This window comes from Enterobacter hormaechei subsp. hoffmannii, from assembly GCF_001729745.1.
Classification (GTDB): domain Bacteria; phylum Pseudomonadota; class Gammaproteobacteria; order Enterobacterales; family Enterobacteriaceae; genus Enterobacter; species Enterobacter intestinihominis.
The window spans coordinates 4462055-4482776 of sequence record NZ_CP017186.1 but is presented as its reverse complement, the minus strand read 5'-3'; the positions used below and the strand labels follow the sequence as shown (position 1 = coordinate 4482776).

The window sequence follows — 20722 nt, the reverse complement described above, 5'->3', positions numbered from 1 at the left end:
GTGCAGTATAGCGTTTTAGAGGTAAAAAGCGCGTGAGATCAGGTTGTTGGTGGAGAAAAAAGCCCATCCGAAGATGGGCTAAAGTTTCCACGGCAACGACTCCCGACGCGTATGCGCCGGGTAAAACAAATCAATTAAACGCTGTAGTACAGTTCGAACTCAACCGGGTGCGGCGTCATGCGAACGCGGTCGTTTTCTTCGGTACGCAGCGCGATGTAAGCGTCGATAGCTTCATCGGTGAACACGCCGCCAGCGGTCAGGAACTCGCGGTCTGCGTCCAGCGCCTGGAGGGCTTCTTCCAGAGAGCCGGCAACCTGTGGGATCTCTTTCGCTTCTTCTGGCGGCAGGTCGTACAGGTTTTTGTCCATGGCTTCGCCCGGGTGGATCTTGTTCTTGATACCGTCCAGACCGGCCATCAGCAGTGCTGCGAAGCACAGGTATGGGTTAGCCGCCGGGTCCGGGAAGCGCACTTCGATACGACGCGCTTTCGGAGACGCAACCACCGGGATACGGATAGAAGCAGAACGGTTACGGGCAGAGTACGCCAGCATTACTGGTGCTTCGTAGCCAGGGACCAGACGCTTGTAGGAGTTAGTGGTTGGGTTCGCCAGGGCGTTGATCGCTTTAGCGTGTTTGATAACACCACCGATGTAGTGCAGCGCCTGCTCGGACAGACCCGCGTACTTGTCGCCAGAGAACAGGTTGGTGCCGTTCTTGGACAGGGACATGTGGCAGTGCATGCCGGAACCGTTGTCGCCAAACATGGGTTTTGGCATGAAGGTCGCGGTTTTACCGAAACGGTGCGCAACGTTGTGTACAACGTATTTGTAGATCTGAATCTCATCCGCTTTTTTGGTCATGGTGTTGAAGCGGGTAGCGATCTCGTTCTGGCCAGCCGTTGCCACTTCGTGGTGGTGCGCTTCAACAACCAGGCCCATCTCTTCCATGATCAGACACATGGTAGAACGGATGTCCTGTGAAGAATCGACCGGAGGAACCGGGAAGTAACCGCCTTTCACTCCCGGACGGTGACCTTTGTTACCACCTTCGTATTTGGTGGAAGAGTTCCATGCGCCTTCGATGTCATCGATAGCGACGTGGGAACCAGAAATGGAAGCACCAAAACGGATGTCATCGAACAGGAAGAACTCTGGCTCTGGCCCGAACAGAACGGTGTCTGCGATACCGGTAGAACGCAGGTACTCTTCAGCGCGTTTTGCGATGGAGCGTGGGTCACGGTCATAGCCTTGCAGCGTGCCAGGTTCCAGGATATCGCAGCGGATGATCAGCGTAGGTTCTTCGTAGAACGGGTCAATGAGCGCAGTGGTTGCATCTGGCATCAGAACCATGTCGGATTCGTTAATGCCTTTCCAGCCGCCAATGGAGGAGCCGTCAAACATTTTGCCTTCTTCAAAGAATTCGGCGTTCACCTGATGAGCAGGGATCGTGACGTGCTGTTCTTTACCTTTGGTATCGGTGAAGCGCAGATCAACAAACTTCACTTCATGTTCGTTCAGCATCGTCAAAACGTGTTCAGCGGACATACTTAACTCTCCAGATTGGTCATTGTCGTCGTGGTAACGAGGTCTTCAAATCGGCTGGGCTGCCATATTTTTACTGTATTTCTGTAAAGCGAAATCTGTGCCAACTTTTAAAACACCCCAAAAAGGCGTTATCATGCGCACCATAGTGCAGAAGGGCTGCACCACATTGGATTCGTTGCACCATTATAGTGCTTCAGTGTGAACATTGAGCACCATATTGGTGCAATTTACGTTAAAGTGCCCTTTTACCGCTCCGTGAAAGCGATCACAAAGCATCTCTGCAATACTTGTTTGCGGGGGATGTTTGTGATCCTGTTTTGTAGTGCGATTAATCCGTGTACAATAACGCGCTATTTCTAAATGCCTGAGGCAAAGTTGTGATCGAAAAATTGCGTAATATCGCCATCATCGCGCACGTCGACCATGGTAAAACTACCCTGGTTGATAAGCTGCTACAGCAGTCCGGTACGTTTGATGCTCGTGCCGAAACTCAAGAGCGTGTGATGGACTCCAACGATTTGGAGAAAGAGCGTGGGATTACCATCCTCGCCAAAAACACCGCTATCAAATGGAATGACTACCGTATCAACATCGTTGATACCCCAGGGCACGCCGACTTCGGTGGTGAAGTTGAGCGCGTGATGTCCATGGTGGATTCCGTGCTGCTGGTGGTTGACGCATTTGATGGCCCTATGCCGCAAACGCGCTTCGTGACCAAAAAAGCATTTGCCCACGGCCTGAAACCTATCGTTGTGATCAACAAGGTTGACCGTCCTGGCGCGCGTCCTGACTGGGTTGTTGACCAGGTCTTCGACCTGTTCGTTAACCTCGACGCGACCGACGAACAGCTGGACTTCCCTATCGTTTATGCGTCTGCGCTGAACGGTATCGCCGGTCTGGATCACGAAGACATGGCGGAAGACATGACTCCGCTGTACCAGACGATTGTTGACCGCGTTCCTGCGCCAAACGTTGACCTGGAAGGCACCCTGCAAATGCAGATCTCCCAGCTCGACTACAACAACTATGTTGGCGTAATCGGCATTGGTCGTATCAAGCGCGGTAAAGTGAAGCCTAACCAGCAGGTCACTATCATCGATAGCGAAGGCAAAACCCGTAACGGTAAAGTCGGTAAAGTTCTGACTCACCTGGGTCTTGAGCGTATCGAGAGCGACATCGCTGAAGCGGGCGACATCATCGCTATTACCGGTCTGGGTGAACTGAACATCTCCGATACCATCTGCGATCCGCAGAACGTCGAAGCGCTGCCAGCCCTGTCCGTTGATGAACCAACCGTATCCATGTTCTTCAACGTCAACACCTCTCCGTTCTGTGGTAAAGAAGGTAAGTTCGTTACCTCTCGTCAGATCCTTGACCGCCTGAACAAAGAGCTGGTGCATAACGTTGCGCTGCGCGTTGAAGAAACCGAAGACGCTGATGCATTCCGCGTTTCCGGTCGTGGTGAGCTGCACCTGTCTGTTCTGATTGAGAACATGCGTCGTGAAGGTTTCGAGATGGCGGTATCCCGTCCGAAAGTTATCTTCCGCGAAATCGATGGCCGTAAACAAGAGCCATTCGAAAACGTAACGCTGGACGTTGAAGAGCAGCACCAGGGTTCTGTCATGCAGGCACTGGGTGAGCGTAAAGGCGACCTGAAAAACATGAATCCAGATGGCAAAGGCCGCGTACGTCTCGACTACGTGATCCCAAGCCGTGGCCTGATCGGCTTCCGTTCTGAGTTCATGACCATGACTTCCGGTACGGGTCTGCTGTACTCCACCTTCAGCCACTATGACGACATCCGTCCGGGCGAAGTGGGCCAGCGTAACAACGGCGTACTGATCTCCAACGGTCAGGGTAAAGCGGTTGCGTTTGCGCTGTTCGGTCTGCAGGATCGCGGTAAGCTGTTCCTGGGTCACGGTGCTGAAGTTTACGAAGGCCAGATCATCGGTATTCACAGCCGTTCTAACGACCTGACGGTAAACTGCCTGACCGGTAAGAAACTGACCAACATGCGTGCGTCCGGTACTGACGAAGCAACGGTTCTGGTTCCACCGATCAAGATGACGCTGGAGCAGGCTCTGGAATTCATCGATGATGACGAACTGGTAGAAGTGACGCCTCAGTCAATTCGTATCCGTAAACGTCACCTGACCGAGAACGATCGTAAACGTGCTATGCGCGGTGCGAAAGAAGAGTAATTCGGTTATGCCGTAGGCCGGGTAAAGCGCAAGCGCCACCCGGCAACGAAAAGCCGCTGAGCGATCAGCGGCTTTTTTATTAGAAGGAATAACGTAACCCTAACCGAATCCGGTACTGCTCGCGGTTGTAATCATTCCATCGGTCCAGCCACTGTAGCTCAAGATACGGCAGCCAGTTTCTGTCGATCTTATAGCTGAACTTGTTGGTAATTTCCCAGTGATGATCTTTGCCATTTTTGCTGTGGTAATCATTCACCCGCTGGAAAAAGTGCGGCTCAAAGGTGTAGAAAAACGCATCCGTCACTTTGAAATTCCAGTAGTTGGCGAATTCGTGCGTGTCGTTTTTATCCATCTGCCCGTTATAGTCCGGCGTATCGTAATTGTTATGGTTATAGCGATAGCGGAACGTCAGATTGAACCAGTCCGTAAATTTATAGTTAGTATCTAAATAGAGTGCTCCACCCGATCCTGCGCTGCTGTCATTGATCAAGCCGCCGGGCTGGAAGGTGAGTTTGTCGGTCGGTTTGAAGAGCGGATACCAACCCTCGATTTCGTTATAGCTGTGCTTCAGTTCGTCCCATTTCCCCACGTTATAAGCGTTGGTGAACATCAGCCCCGCGCCCATATCGAAGTTATAGCCCGCACGCAGGATCACCTCGTGCAGCTCAGAGGCCGTATTGTACGCTTCGCGCGTTTCGACATAGGCCCCGGCAAAAACCGGGCAGGACACAGACGACACGATCAGTACGGTGATGATTCTATTCATAATTTGTCCATGTATCAGGTACAGAAAGGCCTCCCTCCTGATTAACAGGAAGGACATATTGGCCGGATTTATAGTTATAAAGTGACTGCTGACGCTTTATTGTTGGTGGTTATCTCAGGGGTATTTGCTGTCTGTTTTTTCCGTTTTCCAATCTCCTCGATAATAAAGGCGAAGCGCGCTTCGTTGAGTTTATAAAACAGCCCCATGGTCACGGCAGCAACGATCGCCAGGCCGCACGGCCAGAGGAAAATCAGCTGACGCAAACCCAGCAGCGTGCCCGCGCTCTGCACGGCATGGGGAACGTAGCCAATCTGGGTCAGCATGATGCCGGGCAGAAAACCGGCGAGCGCCGCGGAGATTTTGCGCGAGAAGGTATAGCCGGTATACACCGACCCTTCGGCGCGAATCCCGGTTTTCCACTCGCCGTAATCAACCGTATCCGGCACCAGCGCCCAGTTCAGGCTGTTCACAAACGCCGTGCCGAAGAAGGCCATGCAGGAAAAGAGCACAAACAGCAGGGAGCTGGTCCCCCAGAAGAAATTCAGCACGTCGCCCACCGCCCACAGCGCCAGCCCGCCCAGATAGACCGGTTTCTTGCCAAAGCGCTTTACCGCACCGGGCACCAGAAACACGCCAATCAGAATGCAGCCCATACTGAAAAAGCCCATCCACGACAGGAGATGCAGATCGTTCAGCACGTACTGGGTGTAATAGACCTGGATCGCCAGCTTGATGTTAAACGCGGCGAGGGTACAGAGGTTGGCGATGCACAGCACCAGCAGCGGCGGATTGCGGAAAATTGCGCAGAATGATTTCAGAATGCCGGGCTTATGGTGATCGGGCGTAAGCTCGACGTAGCGCTCTTTCACCCCGCTGTAGCACCACCACATGCAGAACAGCCCCCCGGTGACGAACACCAGCGCGGCCACCAGATAGCCGAGTGAGGGCTGGCTGACGAACAGCGCCTGAATCGGCATAAAGCCGACGGTGCAGAGCAACAGTCCTACCGTTGCGCCGCCCTGACGCCACGCCGCAAGCTGCGCGCGCTCGTTCGGGTTTTTGGTGATGGCCGGAACCATTGCACCGTAGGCGCAGTTCATCAGGCTGTAGCAGAGGCCAAACATCATGAAGAGCACGGTGGCGAGGGCCGTTTTCACCGTCAGGCTAAAGTCGTTGGCCATAAACTGCGCCGTGGCCACCAGCGCCACCGGGACGGAGGCGTAGAGAATGAATGGCCGGAATTTCCCCCGCGCGCCGATATTACGCCGGGAGTCCAGCAGCACCCCGGTCAGCATGTCGGTAAACGCGGTAAAGAACTTGGCGACCAGAAAAATGATGCCGCCGTAGAACGCGGGCATGCCCAGCTCGTCCGTGTAAAACTTCAGCAGATACAGCGTGCCAATACAGAGCATCAGGTTCGAGCCAAAATCGCCCATCCCGTAGGCGCACTTCTCTCGCAGGCTCAATTTCAGGGTTAACGGATCAGTATTGTGTGTCATGGTCGATCCTCAAAGCGCCCCGCAGGGCGCTCAATCACGTCATTTATGCCGTACGTTTGCGCAGCTCAATTTCTTCCACGATGCGCACATACATCTTCTCGTTGAGGTTGTAGAAGCAGCCCATCGCCACGATGGTGATGACCGCCAGCAGGCTCGGGTAGATAAATATCAGCTGCCGCAGCCCTTCAACCGTGCCGGCGGATTGCACCACGTTGGGCACATAGCCAATCTGCGTAAGCATGATCCCCGGGAAGAAGCCCGCCAGCGCCTGCGATACCTTGCGGAAGAAGGTAAAGCCGGTATAGACCGTCCCCTCGGAGCGTACGCCGGTGCGCCACTCGCCGTACTCCACGGTATCGGAGACCAGCGCCCAGTTCAGGCTGTTCACGAACGCGGAACCGAAGAACGCCAGACAGGAGAACGCCACAAAGCTCACCGAGCCGCCGCCGAAGAAGTAGTTAAGCAGATCGCCTGCCACCCAAATTGCCAGCCCGCTGATATAGACCTTTTTCTTACCAAAGCGCCGCACCGCGCCAGGCATCATAAAGACGCCGATAAAAATACAGCCCATGCTGAAGAAGCCCATGTACGACAGCAGGATCGGGTCGTTCAGCACGTACTGCGTGTAGTAGACCTGAATGGCGAGTTTGACGTTAAAGGCACCCAGCGTGCACAGGTTAGCGATGCACAGGATAAACAGCGGACGGTTCCCGGCGATGGCGCGAAACGACGGCAACAGCCCCGGTTTCTGCGCCGGGTTAGCAGGTTGCGTCTCAACGTAACGCTCGGTTACGCCCTTATAGCACCACCACATAAAGAACAACCCGAACAGCGAGAAGAGGGTGGCGGCAAAGATGTAGCCAAGCTGGTCATTGCCCTCAATGAGGTTCATCACCGGTACAAAGCCCACCGTACAGAGCAGCAGGCCGAGCGTGGCGCCGCCCTGACGCCAGGCCGCCAGCGAGGCTCGCTCGTCCGGGTTTTTGGTAATGGCGGGCACCATCGCGCCGTAAGAGCAGTTCATCATGCTGAAGAACAGGCCGTACAGCATGAACAGCACCGTTGCCATCACCGTTTTGCCGGTCATCTCAAACGGTGTGCCGACGAAGTTGGCAATCGCCAGCAGCGTCACAGGGAAGGCTGCATACAGCACGAACGGGCGGAATTTCCCTTTCGGGCCAATCTTGCGCCGGGAGTCGAGCATGATCCCGGTGCCCATATCGGTGAAGGCGGTAAAAAACTTCGCAATCAGGAAGATAATCCCCCCGTATGTACCGGGCAGTCCCAGCACGTCGGTGTAGAACTTCAGCAGATACAGCGTGCCGATATCCAGCAGGATGTTAGAGCCGAGATCGCCCATCCCGTAGGCGAGTTTTTCTTTAAACGGCAGGCGCAGGGTTGCCGGGTCAGAAGTATGTTGACTCATTATTGTTCTCCGTCTGCCCGCAGGTTTCCCCGCGGGCGAGCCTTATCAGATATGACGTAAGGTGCTAAACAGATCTGCCCATTCGCTTTGCTGGCGATAGAAGACCGGCGGTTTGCCGAGCGGGGCATCAACGGTCACGTCACCGCCCTGGCAGGTTTCCCCCGTCCACGCATTGACCCAGCTGTCCTGCGGCAGATAGAGCGACCAGTCGCGGCGTCCCTCTTCATGAACCGGCGCCACCAGCAGATCGCGGCCAAACAGGTACTGGTATTTCAGCGTGTAGGCGCGTGCGTCGTCCTCGTAGTGCAGAAACAGCGGACGCATCACCGGCAGGCCGCTTTTCGCGTTCTGCGCAACCGCAGCTTTGATATACGGCTTCAGGGTGGTGAACACGGTGGTCATGCGCGCGAAGTGCGCGATGGTTTCGGCGTCGCCGTCGAACTGCCAGTTGTCGCCAGGGCGATTGCCCTCGTGGGTACGCATCATCGGCGTAAAGGCGCTGAAATCGCACCAGCGCAGCAGCAGCTCTTTGCTGCGCTTCATCTCGAACAGCGTCGTATAGCCGCCAATGTCGCTGTGGTGCAGCCCGTGCCCGGTCATCGCCAGAGACAGCGCCGCCGGTACGACGGACGCCAGACCGTCGTCCAGGCTCCAGTCGACGTTCTGATCCCCCGCCCACATCATCACCGAGTGCTTCTGGCTGCCGGTGTAGCCCGCGCGCATGAAGAACAGGATCTCCCCGAGCTTGCCGGTCTCCTCCAGTGCTTCGTAGTTACATTTCGCCCACAGGGCAGGCCAGGCGTTATGCATGATCTCCGCGCTAACGCCGTTGTGCAGGAAGGTATCGGTCGGCAGATATTCCCCGAAATCGGCCATCCAGCCGCCGCAGCCCAGTTCGATCAGGTTCTTTTTGATGACCTCTTTGTACCAGCCGTAGGCTGCCGGGTTGGTCAGGTCGATAACGCCCGCGTAGAATTCGCCGAACTCAACGTGGTAATCCTCGCCATCGGCATCTTTGGTCAGATAGCCGCGTTTCGCCGCCTCTTCGCAGAGATCTTTATCGCTGGCGACGTACGGGTTGATATAGGAGAGGAACTGCACGCTCTCCTGTTTCCACTGCGCAATCCGCTCATCAAGCTGCGGATAGAGCGCGCTGTTCCACTTCCAGTTCCACATCACGCGTTTGCCGAAGGAGGTCATCCGGATGCCGGACCAGTCCTGCGCCCAGATGCCGTTCACCTTCACGCCGCCCTCGCGCATGGCGTCGAGCTTCTGCTGACACACCTCGGTGCCACCCTGAATACCCAGCGTCACGCCGTCGTAAACCCAGTCCGGCAGTTCAGGCTGACGCCCCAGCAGGCCGGTCAGTTTTTCCAGCAGATCGACGTAGGTTTCTGCGCATTCGAAGCGCAGCGTGGCGTTATCTTCCCAGAACGCCAGCTCGTGGAAGTCCGGCGCGCTGAAGTCGAAGTTCATATAACAGCTGTTATCCACGTGGCAGTAGTACTTCTGGGTGCTCACGAAGGTAGGCTGCGGGAAGAAGGTCCAGTAGTAATCGCCGCCCGCGTTCTCTTTGCAGTCGGCCTGCCAGGTGACATAGGTCTGCTTATTGCGGCCCACGCCCTGCTCGCTGGTCCACAGCGGAAACGGCTTGCCGCGCAGATCGAAATACGAGAACTGCTCGCCGCAGCCGTAAATATGATCGTCAGGCTGAGCTGCCAGCCGCAGCCAGATGCGGTTATGGCTGGCGGCGTCATTTTTCAGCTTCAGCTCCAGACGGCCTTCAGCATCTACGCCCACCAGCAGTGTCGCGCTCACCGCGTCGCCGCGGGTAAAGCGGATTGCCCAGCCCGCGCTTTGCTGCGTAACGGTCGCGTTCGTCAGGGCAATCTTTTCGTTGAGCTTGTCTTTGATGCTGAAGTTGCCGCGAAACATCTCGATATCCGCCTCACCTGCGCCGATCCACAGGCAAGGGGCATCCGCAGAGTGGGATAAAATCAGACGGTCCTGCCAGCGCAGGGTAAAACCACTTTCGTTATTTTTCAGGTCAATATTGTGTAGGGTACGCATAAAAACTCCGTCTTTATTATTTGGCCAGGCTATCCAGTAATCCGGCGGCTACGGCAGGCGCTAAGCCCGGCGCCAGCGGCAGGCGGGGGATCACCAGGCAGTGCAGCAGATGGTAAATATCCTGCTTGCCGTCCCAGACTTTGGTGGTCACTTCGTTATTGGTGTCCAGCTCCTGCCACCATGAACCGTTTTCGTAATCCATCAGGTACTTGATGCAGTAATCCCACCACTTCTGATACCAGGCTTCGTACTGCGCCTCACCGGTGACGGTGTAGAGCGCGTAAGCCGTACCCATCGCTTCGACGATTGGCCAGCGCACGCGTTCGCGGACGATTGGCTTGCCGTCCCAGCCCACGGAGTAGACAAATCCATCGGCCCCGTCGGGTGCCCAGGCGTCCCGGATGGTGGCGTGGAACAGGCCTTTCGCATCTTCCAGCAGCCATTCCGGCGGGGTTTCAAAGCGCGCTTCCAGGGCGGCGCGCAGGTGCAGCATCAGGCGACCCCACTCAATCCAGTGACCCGGCGTGCCGCCGTAGGCGCGGAAGCGGTGGGCGGGGTTATCGATGTTGTAGTCGCGGATCGGGTTCCAGTTGGTGTCGAAATGCTCGTTAACGCGGTACTCCCCTTTGCGCGCCACGTCGTGAATAATCACCGAGGCGATGCGCAGGGCGCGGTCGAGCCATTTACGGTCGTGGGTCACGTCATAAACGATCAGGAAGGCTTCCACGGCGTGCATGTTGGCGTTACCGCCGCGGTAATCTTCCGTTTTGCTGAAGGCTTCATCCCAGGACTCCAGGCACATCTGCTCCTGTTCGCTCCAGAAGTAGCGCTCAATCACCTCGATGGCGTCGTCCAGCAACTTGCGTGCCTGCGGATGGCCAGTGGTGACGGCGCTCGCCGCGCCCAGCAGGACGAAGAAATGCTGATAGCCCTGCTTGGAGGCATCAATTACGCCTTCATCGTTTACGCAGGCGTACCAGCCGCCGTGCTGTTTGTCGCGCAGCGGACCGTTCAGGGCATTAATGCCGTGCTCAACCAGGGCGTACGCACCAGGACGTCCCATGTTCGCCGCCACCGCGTAAACGTGCAGCATGCGGGCGGTGATCCACAGATGGGTGCCCATATCGCTACGCACCTGCCCGTTATTGCCCAGCCAGCCAAAGCCGGTCGGTACGGCGGCGTTTTTACCGAAATCAAGAATGCGGTCGGTCTCTTGTTCGAGCCAGCGGTTATGGCTCAGGGTATTAAACCATTTCATGTTCGGATCCTTTCTTAACGGCGAGCCATCATTTCGTCGACGATCTCACCCAGACGCTGAAGTTTTGGTACGGAAATATCACGCAGCATCAACTCGGTGTCCGGCAGGCCAATCACAGAGGACCAGACGGCGCGACCGGCTAAAAAGCCCGATGCCCCCGCCTGCATCGCCACGCTCACCGCGCGCGGGAATAACTTATCGTCCACGCCGGAGGAGAGGATCACCCACGGCATGGCGATGTTCTCGTGCAGCTTCTGCGAGGCCGCCAGCAGCTCCTGCTGCGTGCCCTTACCAAACAGCGGCATTTCCACTTTGTAGAGGTCGGCACCGCTGTCGCCCAGCTCTTTGGCCGCATCGATAATCGCCTGCTCGCGGTCAAACGCGGCGCCGCGGCGCGGTGGACGCACAACCGGCTCGATAATGCTCAACAGACCGTTATCGTGGCACAGCGTATTGAACGCTTTCACCATCTCCAGGCGCTGCTGCGGATCTTCATCGCTGCGCCACAGCACCAGCAGCTTCAGCGCCTTGCCGCCGTCGCGTTTGACCGCCTGCGCGTCAATGCTCTTGTCGATCACCACGCTGTCGACCGGAATACCGTTCCCCGGAATAAACTCGTCGGCTGCCACAATCATCGCGCAGCTTTTGGCCACGGCCCGCTGCTCGACAATCTGGCGATAGCAGAACTGCTGGTCGACGAGAATGGCAGAGGCGTACGGCGACAGAATTTTTGCCGCGTTGACTTTAAAATCCGTCAGGTGCTGGTCGGTTACCGGTACCGGCGCGCCTGCCGCCGCAAACATCAGGCGCATCGCTTCGCGCTGATCCACGGCCAGCATCGCAAAACCGCCGGAAGGTCGGGTGATATCTTTCAGGGTGTACATCGTCATTCCTCAGTCCTTTCGTATCAGTGTGATTTTTTCAGCCCGGCAGATGCGCGAACCTGTTCAAGAATGGCTGTCCAGTCTTCGCGCCCGCGCCCGGCGGCGCGTGCCTGGTTGTAAACTTCTCGTGAAGCCGCGCCCAGCGGCATTGGGACATGCAGCTGGTTGGCCACGTCGAGGGCGATCCCCAGATCCTTATGCGCAAGGTCGATCATGAAGGCGGGTGAAAGATCCCCTTTCAGCACCTTGTTCGGCCATGACGTGGTGAAGTGGCCTTTGCCCGCAGGTGTGCCGCTCATCACCTTGAGCGCCACGTCAAAGGAGAGGCCAAGCGCTTCGCACAGTACGGCGGCCTCGGCGGAAAGGGCGTTCAGGGCGATGCTCATGTAGTTATTGATGAGCTTCACGCGGATGCCCATTCCCGGCCCGCCGGCGTTAATCAGTTCATTACCCATCGCCATTAAGACGGGGGTGGCGCGCTCAACCTGCTCTGCCGTGCCGCCTGCCAGCAGGAGTAGCGTACCGGCGATGGCATGATCAGAGGTGCGCCCGACGGGCACGTCCATCAGGCTGAAGCCTTGCTCAGCCATGTCGCGGATCAGCGCGTCGGTTTGCAGCGGGTGAATGGTGGACATATCAATGACCAGCGCGTCGCGGGACAACCCTTCGCACACGCCGTGCTCGCCGAACAGCACGCTGCGCACCAGGTCGCCGTTTGGCAGCATAGTGATCACGAATTCGGCATCCGTTGCTGCCTGTGCGGGCGTTGCCGCCGCCCGGGCGCCGCTCTCTACCAGCGCCTGAACCGCCTGCGGGTTCACATCAAAAACGTTAAGCTGGTGGCCCTGTTTCAACAGATTCTTCGCCATGGGCGCGCCCATCTGTCCTAAACCGATAAATGCGATTGCTGACATGCCTCTCTCCTGTCACATCGTGTCAATTTTTGCGCGTTTGTGGTGTCTGTTTTTGATCGTATTTGTAATTTATAGTCAAAAAATTGACATGGGTCACTTTTTAAACATTTGGTGAAATTAAAATGAAGGCATCAGAAATCGCAGAAGGAATCACCATGACTCGCATCGTTTGTGTCGGCATTACCGTGCTGGATCGCATCTGGTATCTCGATGATTTACCAAAAGAAGGTGGGAAATATGTCGCAAAAGACTACACGGAAGTGGGCGGCGGCCCGGCGGCAACGGCTGCAGTGGCAGCCGCGAAACTGGGCGCGGAAGTGGATTTTATTGGTCGGGTGGGGGACGACGATACCGGCAGACGGTTGCTTGCGGAGCTGGAATCCCTGGGGGTGAACACCCGCTATACGCGCGTAGTTAAGGGGGCCCGATCGTCGCAATCGGCGGTGCTGGTGGACGCAGGTGGGGAAAGAGTGATTGCCAACTACCCCAGCCCCGATCTGCCCGCCGAGGCAGGCTGGCTGCATGAAATCGACTTCTCTCAGTGGGACATTGTCTTAGCCGACGTGCGCTGGCATGACGGGGCAAAACAGGCATTTACCCTGGCCCGTCAGCAGGGCGTTCCGACGTTGCTGGATGCGGATGTTACCCCGCAGGATATCGCGGAGCTGATCGCCTTAAGCGATCACGCGGCCTTCTCTGCGCCTGGGCTGCGGCGTTTAACGCAGTTGGATGAAACAGAAGACGCATTAAAAAAAGCACAAACGCTCACAAATGGACATGTGTATGTCACGCAGGGGCGAGACGGCTGTTTCTGGCTGGAAAACGGCGCGCTATGTCATCAGCCTGGATTTGAAGTGAAGGTCATTGATACCACCGGCGCGGGCGACGTGTTCCACGGTGCGCTGGCGGTCAGCCTGGGGCAGAAATTGCCCGCCGCAGACGCCGTGCGTTTTGCCAGCGCCGTCGCAGCACTGAAATGCACAAAGCCCGGCGGGCGCGCGGGTATACCCGACTGTGATCAAACCCGCTCTTTTTTGTCACTTTTTGTATAAAATGCGGGGCGTGATGGTTTTCAGAGGACAGCCCATGAGCCTTACCGAACTGACCGGCAACCCGCGTCACGATCAGCTGCTGACGCTGATTGCCGATCGCGGCTATATGAACATTGATGAACTGGCGCAGCTGCTGGATGTGTCGACGCAAACCGTGCGCCGGGATATCCGCAAGCTTAGCGAGCAGGGGCTGATCACCCGTCATCACGGCGGTGCGGGCAGGGCATCCAGCGTGGTCAATACGGCGTTCGAACAGCGTGAAGTTTCGCTTACCGAAGAGAAACGGGCGATTGCCGAAGCGATTGCGGACTATATCCCGGATGGCTCGACCATCTTTATCACTATCGGGACGACCGTGGAGCACGTTGCCCGGGCACTGCTTAATCATAATCATCTGCGCATCATCACCAACAGCCTGCGGGTGGCGCACATTCTTTATAAGAACCCGCGTTTTGAGGTGATGGTACCTGGCGGTACGCTGCGCCCGCATAACGGCGGCATTATCGGGCCTGCGGCAACGGCGTTTGTGTCTGGCTTCCGGGCGGACTACCTCGTGACCAGCGTGGGGGCGATAGAGCACGACGGCGCGATGATGGAATTTGACGTTAACGAAGCCAGCGTGGTGAAAACCATGATTGCCCACTCCCGCCACATTTTACTGGCGGCCGATCATACGAAATACCACGCCTCCGCGGCGGTTGAAATTGGCAACGTGGCGCAGGCGACGGCGCTGTTCACCGATGAGCTGCCCGGCCCGGCGCTGCAAAGTCACCTAAAATCCAGCAAGGTTGAGGTTGTCGAAGTGAATTCCGGAGAAGAGCAGCAGGCTGGCTGATCGTCTTATGGCCCGATATTGCGATTCGGGCCTTTCCTTTCTCTAAGCTGAATCTGGCGCATAGCTAAACTTTCTCTTTCCCGCTACAGTTACTTTTCCACGGCGAAAGGAGATAAACATGCTTTATATCTTTGACTTAGGAAATGTAATCGTCGATATCGATTTTAACCGGGTGCTGGGCGCATGGAGCGATTTTAGCCGTGTTCCGCTGGCGACGTTAAAGCAGAATTTCGCGATGGGTGAGACTTTCCATTTGCACGAGCGCGGTGAGATCAGCGACGAAGCGTTCGCAGAGCGTTTCTGTCAGGAAATGGGTCTCTCGTTAAGTTACGAGCAATTTTCCCACGGCTGGCAGGCCATATTTGTCGCGATCCGCCCCGAAGTGATCGACATCATGCACAAGCTGCGCGAGCAGGGGCATCGCGTTGTCGTGCTGTCTAATACCAACCGCCTGCATACCACCTTCTGGCCGGATGAATACCCGGAAATTCACGCGGCGGCAGATAAAGTGTATCTCTCCCAGGAGATGGGGATGCGTAAACCTGAGGCGCGCATCTATCAGGCGGTATTGCAGGAAGAAGGATTCACGGCAGCGGATGCGGTCTTTTTTGACGACAACGCCGATAATATAGAAGGGGCTAATCAGTTAGGTATCACCTCCATTCTGGTGACCGGAAAAGAGACGATACCGAACTACTTTGCGAAGCAGTTATGCTAAAAACCGTTCATCAAAAAGCCAATCACCACACGCGCCCGCTGAGGGCGTGGCTGAAACTCCTCTGGCATCGCATTGATGAGGACAACATGACCACGCTGGCGGGCAATCTCGCTTACGTGTCCTTGCTCTCGCTGGTTCCGCTGGTGGCGGTGATTTTTGCGCTTTTTTCGGCGTTTCCGATGTTTGCCGATGTGAGCATGCAGCTTCGCCATTTTGTTTTCGCAAACTTTATTCCTGCCACCGGCGATGTGATCCAGAACTACATTGAACAGTTTGTCGCTAACTCCAGCAAGATGACGGCGGTGGGGGCGTGTGGGCTTATTGTTACCGCGCTGCTGCTGATGTACTCCATCGACAGTGCGCTCAACACTATGTGGCGGAGCAAAAAAGTCCGCCCAAAGGTCTATTCCTTTGCCGTCTACTGGATGATTTTAACCCTCGGCCCCTTGCTGGCGGGGGCTAGCCTGGCGATCAGCTCCTACCTTCTTTCGCTGCGCTGGGCGAGCGATTTAAACAGCGTGATCGATAACGTGCTGCGCATCTTCCCGCTGATTTTATCGTGGCTTTCGTTCTGGCTGCTTTATAGCGTGGTGCCAACTACGCGCGTACCCAACCGGGATGCCGTGGTGGGTGCGCTGGTCGCGGCGTTGCTCTTTGAGTTGGGCAAGAAAGGATTCGCGCTTTATATCACCATGTTCCCCTCTTATCAGCTGATTTACGGCGTACTGGCGGTGATCCCCATTTTGTTTGTCTGGGTCTACTGGACGTGGTGCATCGTCTTGCTTGGCGCCGAAATAACTGTCACTCTCGGGGTCTACCGCGAACTTAAAAAAGCAGCAGAAGCTGAAAAACAACAAGAAGCAGACCAACCATGATTGCATTGATTCAGCGCGTAACCCGTGCCAGCGTCACCGTGGCGGATGAGGTGACGGGTGAAATCGGCCCAGGACTTTTGGTGCTCCTGGGTGTCGAAAAGGATGACGACGAACAAAAAGCCAACCGCTTGTGTGAGCGCGTGCTGGGCTACCGCATTTTCAGCGATGCGGAAGGCAAGATGAACCTGAACGTTCAGCAGGCGGGCGGCAGCGTGCTGGTGGTGTCCCAGTTTACGCTGGCTGCGGATACCGAACGCGGCATGCGGCCGAGTTTTTCGAAGGGCGCGGCACCGGATCGCGCAGAAGCCCTTTACGAGTACTTTGTTGAGCGCTGTCGCCAACAGGACATGAATACACAAACCGGACGATTCGCTGCGGATATGCAGGTTTCGCTGGTGAACGATGGCCCCGTCACATTCTGGCTCCAGGTATGAGCCAACTGGCGGCCTGGCCGCGGGTAACAAGAGAGAGTACAGCTATGTATCACCTTCGAGTACCGCAAACGGAAGAAGAGTTAGAGGTTTATTACCATTTCCGCTGGGAAATGCTGCGCAAGCCACTGCATCAACCTAAAGGGTCTGAACGCGACGCCTGGGACGCGATGGCGCACCACCAGATGGTGGTTGATGAAGAGGGCAATCTGGTTGCCGTGGGGCGTCTGTATATCAATGCCGACAACGAAGCTTCAATCCGCTTTATGGCCGTTCACCCCTCCGTGCAGGACAAAGGCCTTGGAACGCTGATGGCCATGACGCTGGAATCCGTCGCCCGTCAGGAAGGGGTCAAGCGCGTCACCTGTAGCGCCCGTGAAGATGCCGTTGAGTTCTTTGCCAAGCTTGGTTTCGTGAATCAGGGGGAAATCACCGCCCCGCAAACTACGCCGATTCGTCACTTTTTGATGATCAAACCCATCGCCACCCTGGACGATATTCTCCATCGTGCCGACTGGTGCGGGCAGCTCCAGCAGGCGTGGTATCAGCACATTCCGCTCAGTGAAAAAATGGGCGTGCGTATTCAGCAATATACCGGGCAAAAATTTATTACCACCATGCCGGAAACCGGCAACCAGAACCCACACCATACCCTGTTTGCCGGTAGCCTGTTTTCACTCGCCACGCTCACCGGCTGGGGACTGATCTGGCTGATGCTGCGCGAACGTCATCTCGGCGGCACCATTATTCTGGCCGATGCCCATATCCGCTACAGCGCGCCGATCAGCGGCAAGCCGAGCGCGGTAGCTGACCTGGGTGCACTGGGCGGCGATCTCGACCGTCTGGCGCGTGGGCGTAAAGCACGCGTACAAATGCAGGTTGAGCTGTTCGGCGATGAAACGCCGGGCGCGGTGTTTGAAGGCACCTATATCGTTCTGCCTGCGAAGCCGTATGGCGCGTATGAAGAGGGCGGGAACGAGGAGGAGTAGCAGTCGTCTGGAAAGCGGCTCGCAAATACACAACGTAGCAGGAATTATACTTCGCTTTATTCAGCGTATCCCATTAACGTAATCAGCTAGGGGTACGTCATTGACGTACATTGGATGTTTGCTACTATAAGCCAATGGCGTATGATTTATGCTATTCATTGAAACGGATATTTTTACAGAAGACGTCAAAACGTTACTGGATGACGACGAATATCATAGGTTCCAAATATTCCTGGCAACGCAACCGGATTACGGCGATCTGATCCAGAATACGGGAGGCTTGCGAAAGATTCGCTGGCTTGCTGGCGGTAAGGGAAAGCGTAGTGGAGTCAGAGTTATCTATTTTCACCGTACGCGTGAGTGTGAAATCAGGTTGCTGCTCATCTATCGCAAAGGGATCAAAGATGACCTCTCCGCGGGTGAAAAAGCCATACTGAAAAAGATGATTGAGAGGTGGTAAATGGATAAGGCGCTGTTTGAGCGATTAACCCAAAGCATTGCGCAAATCAACGAAATTGCCGAGGGCCAACGAGAGCCGTCGCGTACGTTTCAAATTGATGCGATGAAAATAAAAGAAATTCGTCAGGCGTCCGGGTTGTCGCAGAGTAAATTCGCGAACTTAATCTCAGTTAGCGTTGATACGTTGCGTAACTGGGAACAAGGCAGACGCTCACCTACAGGCCCCGCTAAAGCGCTATTGCGCGCCATTGCTAACGACCCTCAACATGTCATCCCAGCCCTATCGCAGTAAATAGCCCGGTTGCACAGAGGCTCGCCGGGCTTTAGTGGAGATTACTCCCCTTCCCCCGGGAACAGGAACGGGTTGATCGAGCTACGGGCAAAGCCCTCCTGCTCCATCTTCGCGTCCAGGATCAGCGAGGCGAGATCGTCGGCTACCGCTTCGACTTTCGGGTCTTTTTCCTGATACAGAATCTTCAGGTAGGTCCCGCAGTCGCCGCAGCTTTCGGCTTTCACCGCCGCGTCTTCGTTTTCCAGCGACCAATAGTTCAGATCGCGGGTCTGTTCGCAGTTGCTGCACTTGATGCGCACCACGTGCCACTCGGTTTCACACAGGTTGCAGTGCAAGTAGCGCAGCCCCTGCGTCGTACCAATCTGTACCATGCTGGAGACCGGCATTGAGCCGCACACCGGGCAAAACTGGCGCGCTTCGCCATATTCAGCGCGGGCTTTACCCGGGATCAGGCTCGCCATTTGCGCCCAGTAGAGCGACAGCGCAGCCCAGATGAACGGCGCTTTATCGCTGCTCACCAGCGAGAAGTCGGAGGCAAACAGCGCGCTCGCCATCTCTTCCAGCTCTTGCTCTGAGGCTTTTTCCAGGTTCTCAATGACCGCCAGCGCCGTGCCGCTCATTTCGGGCTTCAGCTCGGCAATCAGCGAATGCAGCAGCTTATGCCAGTGCTTGTCGCGCGGCAGAATGTGAATGTCCAGCGGCGGCTTGCCCTGCGCGTTGGCTTCTTTGATGCGTGCGGTCAGATCCATTTGCAGCGGGTGGTCGTATAGCACCACTTCCTGCGCATGGGCGACCAGCGCGGCAAAACGCAGAAAATCGCCCAGCGGGTTGTTCTCTGCCAGCTCGCGCAGACGCTCTGCGCGGCGGTTGTAGAGGTTCTTGAGTCTGGGGAACAACAACGGCGGAATATAATCCGCCGTGCGTTTCTCGCTCGACCCCAGCTCATCTTGCGGGATTATGCGAATACTCATTCAGATGACTTTTCCTGTTTCTGGCGGACTTCACGGTACCAGCGCGGGTGATGTTTCTTCGCCCACGTACTGGTTACCCATCCTTCCACCATCGCGGTAATGGTGCCTTTCACCCAAAGGGCGGCGTAGATATGCACCATGATAACCACAATTAACGCCACTGCGGCAAATGAATGCAGCATCAGCGCAAATCGGATCACCGGGATTGAGAAAGCAGGCGCAAAGTACGGACGCCAGATGATCACGCCGCTCACCAGCAACAGGACCAGGAAGATAATCGCCGCCCAGAATACGCATTTCTGGCCGAAGTTATAACGCCCGGTATCACCCACTTCCTCGTTGACAACGATCTTACGAATATTCTTCGCCCAAAAGATATCATCCCGATTGATTAGGTTATGGTGCCAGTAGCGGAAAAACATGATGATAAACGAGGCAAACATCACCACACCCACGAACGGGTGCAGGATGCGCGCCAGCTGCGGCGTGCCCAGTATCTGCATCAGCCAGTTGAAGGAGGGGAAGAAGAACCCCAGCCCGCTTATCGCCGCCAGCATGAAGCAGAAGGCGGTGACCCAGTGGTTGATGCGTTCCGGCGCGGTGTAGCGCACGATGGTGTCACGTTTTCTCATTTGCGCACCTCGTCTTTCTCTTCATGCAGGTTATCGTCTTCCTCTTCCGCGCGGTTCGGACCAACGCCGACGTAGTGGAAGATGCTCGCTGCAAAGGTGGCCGCAAAACCGACCGCGGCCAGCGGTTTCCAGATACCTTTCCAGAACTTCACGGTGGCGCTGATTTCCGGGTTCTCCGGCAGGCCATGGTACAGATTCGGCTTGTCGGCGTGGTGCAGCACGTACATCACGTGCGTACCGCCAACCCCGGCCGGATCGTACAGGCCCGCGTTATCGTAACCACGGGTTTTCAGCTCGCCCACGCGCTCTGCCGCCAGCGTTTTCATATCCTCTTTAGAGCCAAAGTGGATAGCGCCGGTTGGGCAGGTCTTCACGCAGGCTGGCTCCTGACCGACATTTACGCGGTCAACGCACAGCGTACATTTGTAGACGCGGTTGTCTTCCGGGTTCATGCGCGGCACGTCGAACGGACAGCCCGCGATGCAGTAGCCGCAGCCAATACACTGCTCAGACTGGAAGTCGACGATGCCGTTGGCATACTGAATGATAGCCCCTTCTGACGGACACGCCTTCAGGCAGCCCGGATCCGCACAGTGCATACAGCCGTCTTTGCGGATAAGCCATTCCAGTTTGTCGTTCTGTTCCACTTCCGAGAAACGCATTACCGTCCAGGACTTGGCGGTCAGGTCCGCCGGGTTGTCGTACACCCCGACGTTGTGACCCACTTCGTCACGGATGTCGTTCCACTCTGAACAAGCCACCTGACAGGCTTTACAGCCGATACAGGTGGTCACGTCGATAAGTTTCGCCACTTCCTGCTGGTGGTCCCGCGCCTGAGGCGCGGGCGTGAAACCGTTAGTCGCGGAACGACGGATAATGTCTTGAGATTGATAAGCCATAAGTCGT

Annotated in this window: 20 protein-coding genes; 9 read left to right on the top strand and 11 right to left on the bottom strand. The window is 56.2% G+C overall.

Features of this window, described 5'->3' with window-relative positions; translation table 11 throughout:
• Positions 1 to 134 precede the first annotated feature (134 nt).
• Positions 135 to 1544 carry a glutamate--ammonia ligase gene (glnA, locus tag BFV65_RS21165; RefSeq protein ID WP_003861925.1) on the bottom strand — a complete coding sequence of 470 codons (1410 nt, stop codon included), beginning with the start codon at positions 1542 to 1544 and terminating at the stop codon, positions 135 to 137.
• 377 nt (positions 1545 to 1921) lie between these two features.
• On the opposite strand from glnA, the gene typA reads away from it, so the two are divergent.
• A complete protein-coding gene (typA, locus tag BFV65_RS21160; protein WP_022649851.1) occupies positions 1922 to 3745 on the top strand; it encodes a ribosome-dependent GTPase TypA in 1824 nt (607 codons plus the stop codon).
• Between the two features lie 79 nt (positions 3746 to 3824).
• Here the strand turns inward: typA and ompL are convergent, their stop codons facing one another.
• The 7 genes from ompL to yihU form a co-directional block, all read right to left on the bottom strand.
• A complete protein-coding gene (ompL, locus tag BFV65_RS21155; RefSeq protein WP_032626918.1) occupies positions 3825 to 4511 on the bottom strand; it encodes a porin OmpL in 687 nt (228 codons plus the stop codon).
• A 74-nt stretch (positions 4512 to 4585) separates the two neighbouring features.
• On the bottom strand, positions 4586 to 6010 hold the full coding sequence (locus BFV65_RS21150; RefSeq protein ID WP_022649849.1) for an MFS transporter: 1425 nt from the start codon (positions 6008 to 6010) through the stop codon (positions 4586 to 4588).
• Between the two features lie 43 nt (positions 6011 to 6053).
• Positions 6054 to 7436 carry an MFS transporter gene (locus BFV65_RS21145; protein ID WP_069597070.1) on the bottom strand — a complete coding sequence of 461 codons (1383 nt, stop codon included), beginning with the start codon at positions 7434 to 7436 and terminating at the stop codon, positions 6054 to 6056.
• A 45-nt stretch (positions 7437 to 7481) separates the two neighbouring features.
• Positions 7482 to 9506 (bottom strand): alpha-glucosidase, encoded by a 2025-nt coding sequence (locus BFV65_RS21140; RefSeq protein ID WP_069597069.1) that lies wholly within the window; start codon positions 9504 to 9506, stop codon positions 7482 to 7484.
• Between the two features lie 16 nt (positions 9507 to 9522).
• Positions 9523 to 10764 (bottom strand): sulfoquinovose isomerase, encoded by a 1242-nt coding sequence (gene yihS / locus BFV65_RS21135; RefSeq protein WP_022649846.1) that lies wholly within the window; start codon positions 10762 to 10764, stop codon positions 9523 to 9525.
• A 14-nt stretch (positions 10765 to 10778) separates the two neighbouring features.
• Positions 10779 to 11654, bottom strand: a complete 876-nt coding sequence (gene yihT / locus BFV65_RS21130) for a sulfofructosephosphate aldolase (RefSeq protein ID WP_058677378.1) — start codon at positions 11652 to 11654, stop codon at positions 10779 to 10781.
• 17 nt (positions 11655 to 11671) lie between these two features.
• On the bottom strand, positions 11672 to 12562 hold the full coding sequence (gene yihU, locus BFV65_RS21125) for a sulfolactaldehyde 3-reductase (RefSeq protein ID WP_022649844.1): 891 nt from the start codon (positions 12560 to 12562) through the stop codon (positions 11672 to 11674).
• 155 nt (positions 12563 to 12717) lie between these two features.
• Between yihU and BFV65_RS21120 the strand changes: the two genes are divergently transcribed.
• The 8 genes from BFV65_RS21120 to nadS all read left to right on the top strand — a co-directional run bounded on the left by BFV65_RS21120 (position 12718) and on the right by nadS (position 18213).
• Positions 12718 to 13614, top strand: coding sequence for a sugar kinase (locus tag BFV65_RS21120; protein ID WP_069597068.1), 897 nt, complete (start codon positions 12718 to 12720; stop codon positions 13612 to 13614).
• Positions 13615 to 13648: 34 nt separating this feature from the next.
• Entirely contained in the window at positions 13649 to 14449 is an 801-nt protein-coding gene (locus BFV65_RS21115; protein ID WP_023298924.1) for a DeoR/GlpR family DNA-binding transcription regulator, read from the top strand.
• 118 nt (positions 14450 to 14567) lie between these two features.
• Positions 14568 to 15167: a glucose-1-phosphatase gene (gene yihX / locus BFV65_RS21110; protein ID WP_003861947.1), complete on the top strand. Its 600-nt coding sequence runs from the start codon at positions 14568 to 14570 to the stop codon at positions 15165 to 15167.
• Positions 15161 to 16042 (top strand): virulence factor BrkB family protein, encoded by an 882-nt coding sequence (locus tag BFV65_RS21105; RefSeq protein WP_069597067.1) that lies wholly within the window; start codon positions 15161 to 15163, stop codon positions 16040 to 16042. The genes yihX and BFV65_RS21105 overlap by 7 nt, the downstream gene beginning before the upstream one ends.
• Positions 16039 to 16476 (top strand): D-aminoacyl-tRNA deacylase, encoded by a 438-nt coding sequence (gene dtd / locus BFV65_RS21100; protein ID WP_015569909.1) that lies wholly within the window; start codon positions 16039 to 16041, stop codon positions 16474 to 16476. The genes BFV65_RS21105 and dtd overlap by 4 nt, the downstream gene beginning before the upstream one ends.
• 44 nt (positions 16477 to 16520) lie before the next feature.
• Complete coding sequence (fabY, locus tag BFV65_RS21095) at positions 16521 to 17462, top strand: fatty acid biosynthesis protein FabY (protein ID WP_022649838.1); 942 nt, start codon at positions 16521 to 16523, stop codon at positions 17460 to 17462.
• A gap of 148 nt (positions 17463 to 17610) precedes the next feature.
• The gene (locus tag BFV65_RS21090) at positions 17611 to 17922 is read left to right on the top strand and encodes a hypothetical protein (RefSeq protein ID WP_022649837.1); all 312 of its coding nucleotides are present in this window, start codon (positions 17611 to 17613) and stop codon (positions 17920 to 17922) included.
• Positions 17923 to 18213 (top strand): NadS family protein, encoded by a 291-nt coding sequence (gene nadS, locus BFV65_RS21085; RefSeq protein WP_032626927.1) that lies wholly within the window; start codon positions 17923 to 17925, stop codon positions 18211 to 18213.
• Positions 18214 to 18254: 41 nt separating this feature from the next.
• Here the strand turns inward: nadS and fdhE are convergent, their stop codons facing one another.
• The 3 genes from fdhE to fdxH are packed head-to-tail and all read right to left on the bottom strand — an operon-like array spanning position 18255 to position 20715.
• The gene (fdhE, locus tag BFV65_RS21080; protein ID WP_069597066.1) at positions 18255 to 19184 is read right to left on the bottom strand and encodes a formate dehydrogenase accessory protein FdhE; all 930 of its coding nucleotides are present in this window, start codon (positions 19182 to 19184) and stop codon (positions 18255 to 18257) included.
• Entirely contained in the window at positions 19181 to 19816 is a 636-nt protein-coding gene (gene fdoI, locus BFV65_RS21075) for a formate dehydrogenase cytochrome b556 subunit (RefSeq protein ID WP_006808711.1), read from the bottom strand. The genes fdhE and fdoI overlap by 4 nt, the downstream gene beginning before the upstream one ends.
• A complete protein-coding gene (gene fdxH, locus BFV65_RS21070; RefSeq protein WP_003861960.1) occupies positions 19813 to 20715 on the bottom strand; it encodes a formate dehydrogenase subunit beta in 903 nt (300 codons plus the stop codon). The genes fdoI and fdxH overlap by 4 nt, the downstream gene beginning before the upstream one ends.
• Between the last annotated feature and the right edge of the window lie 7 nt (positions 20716 to 20722).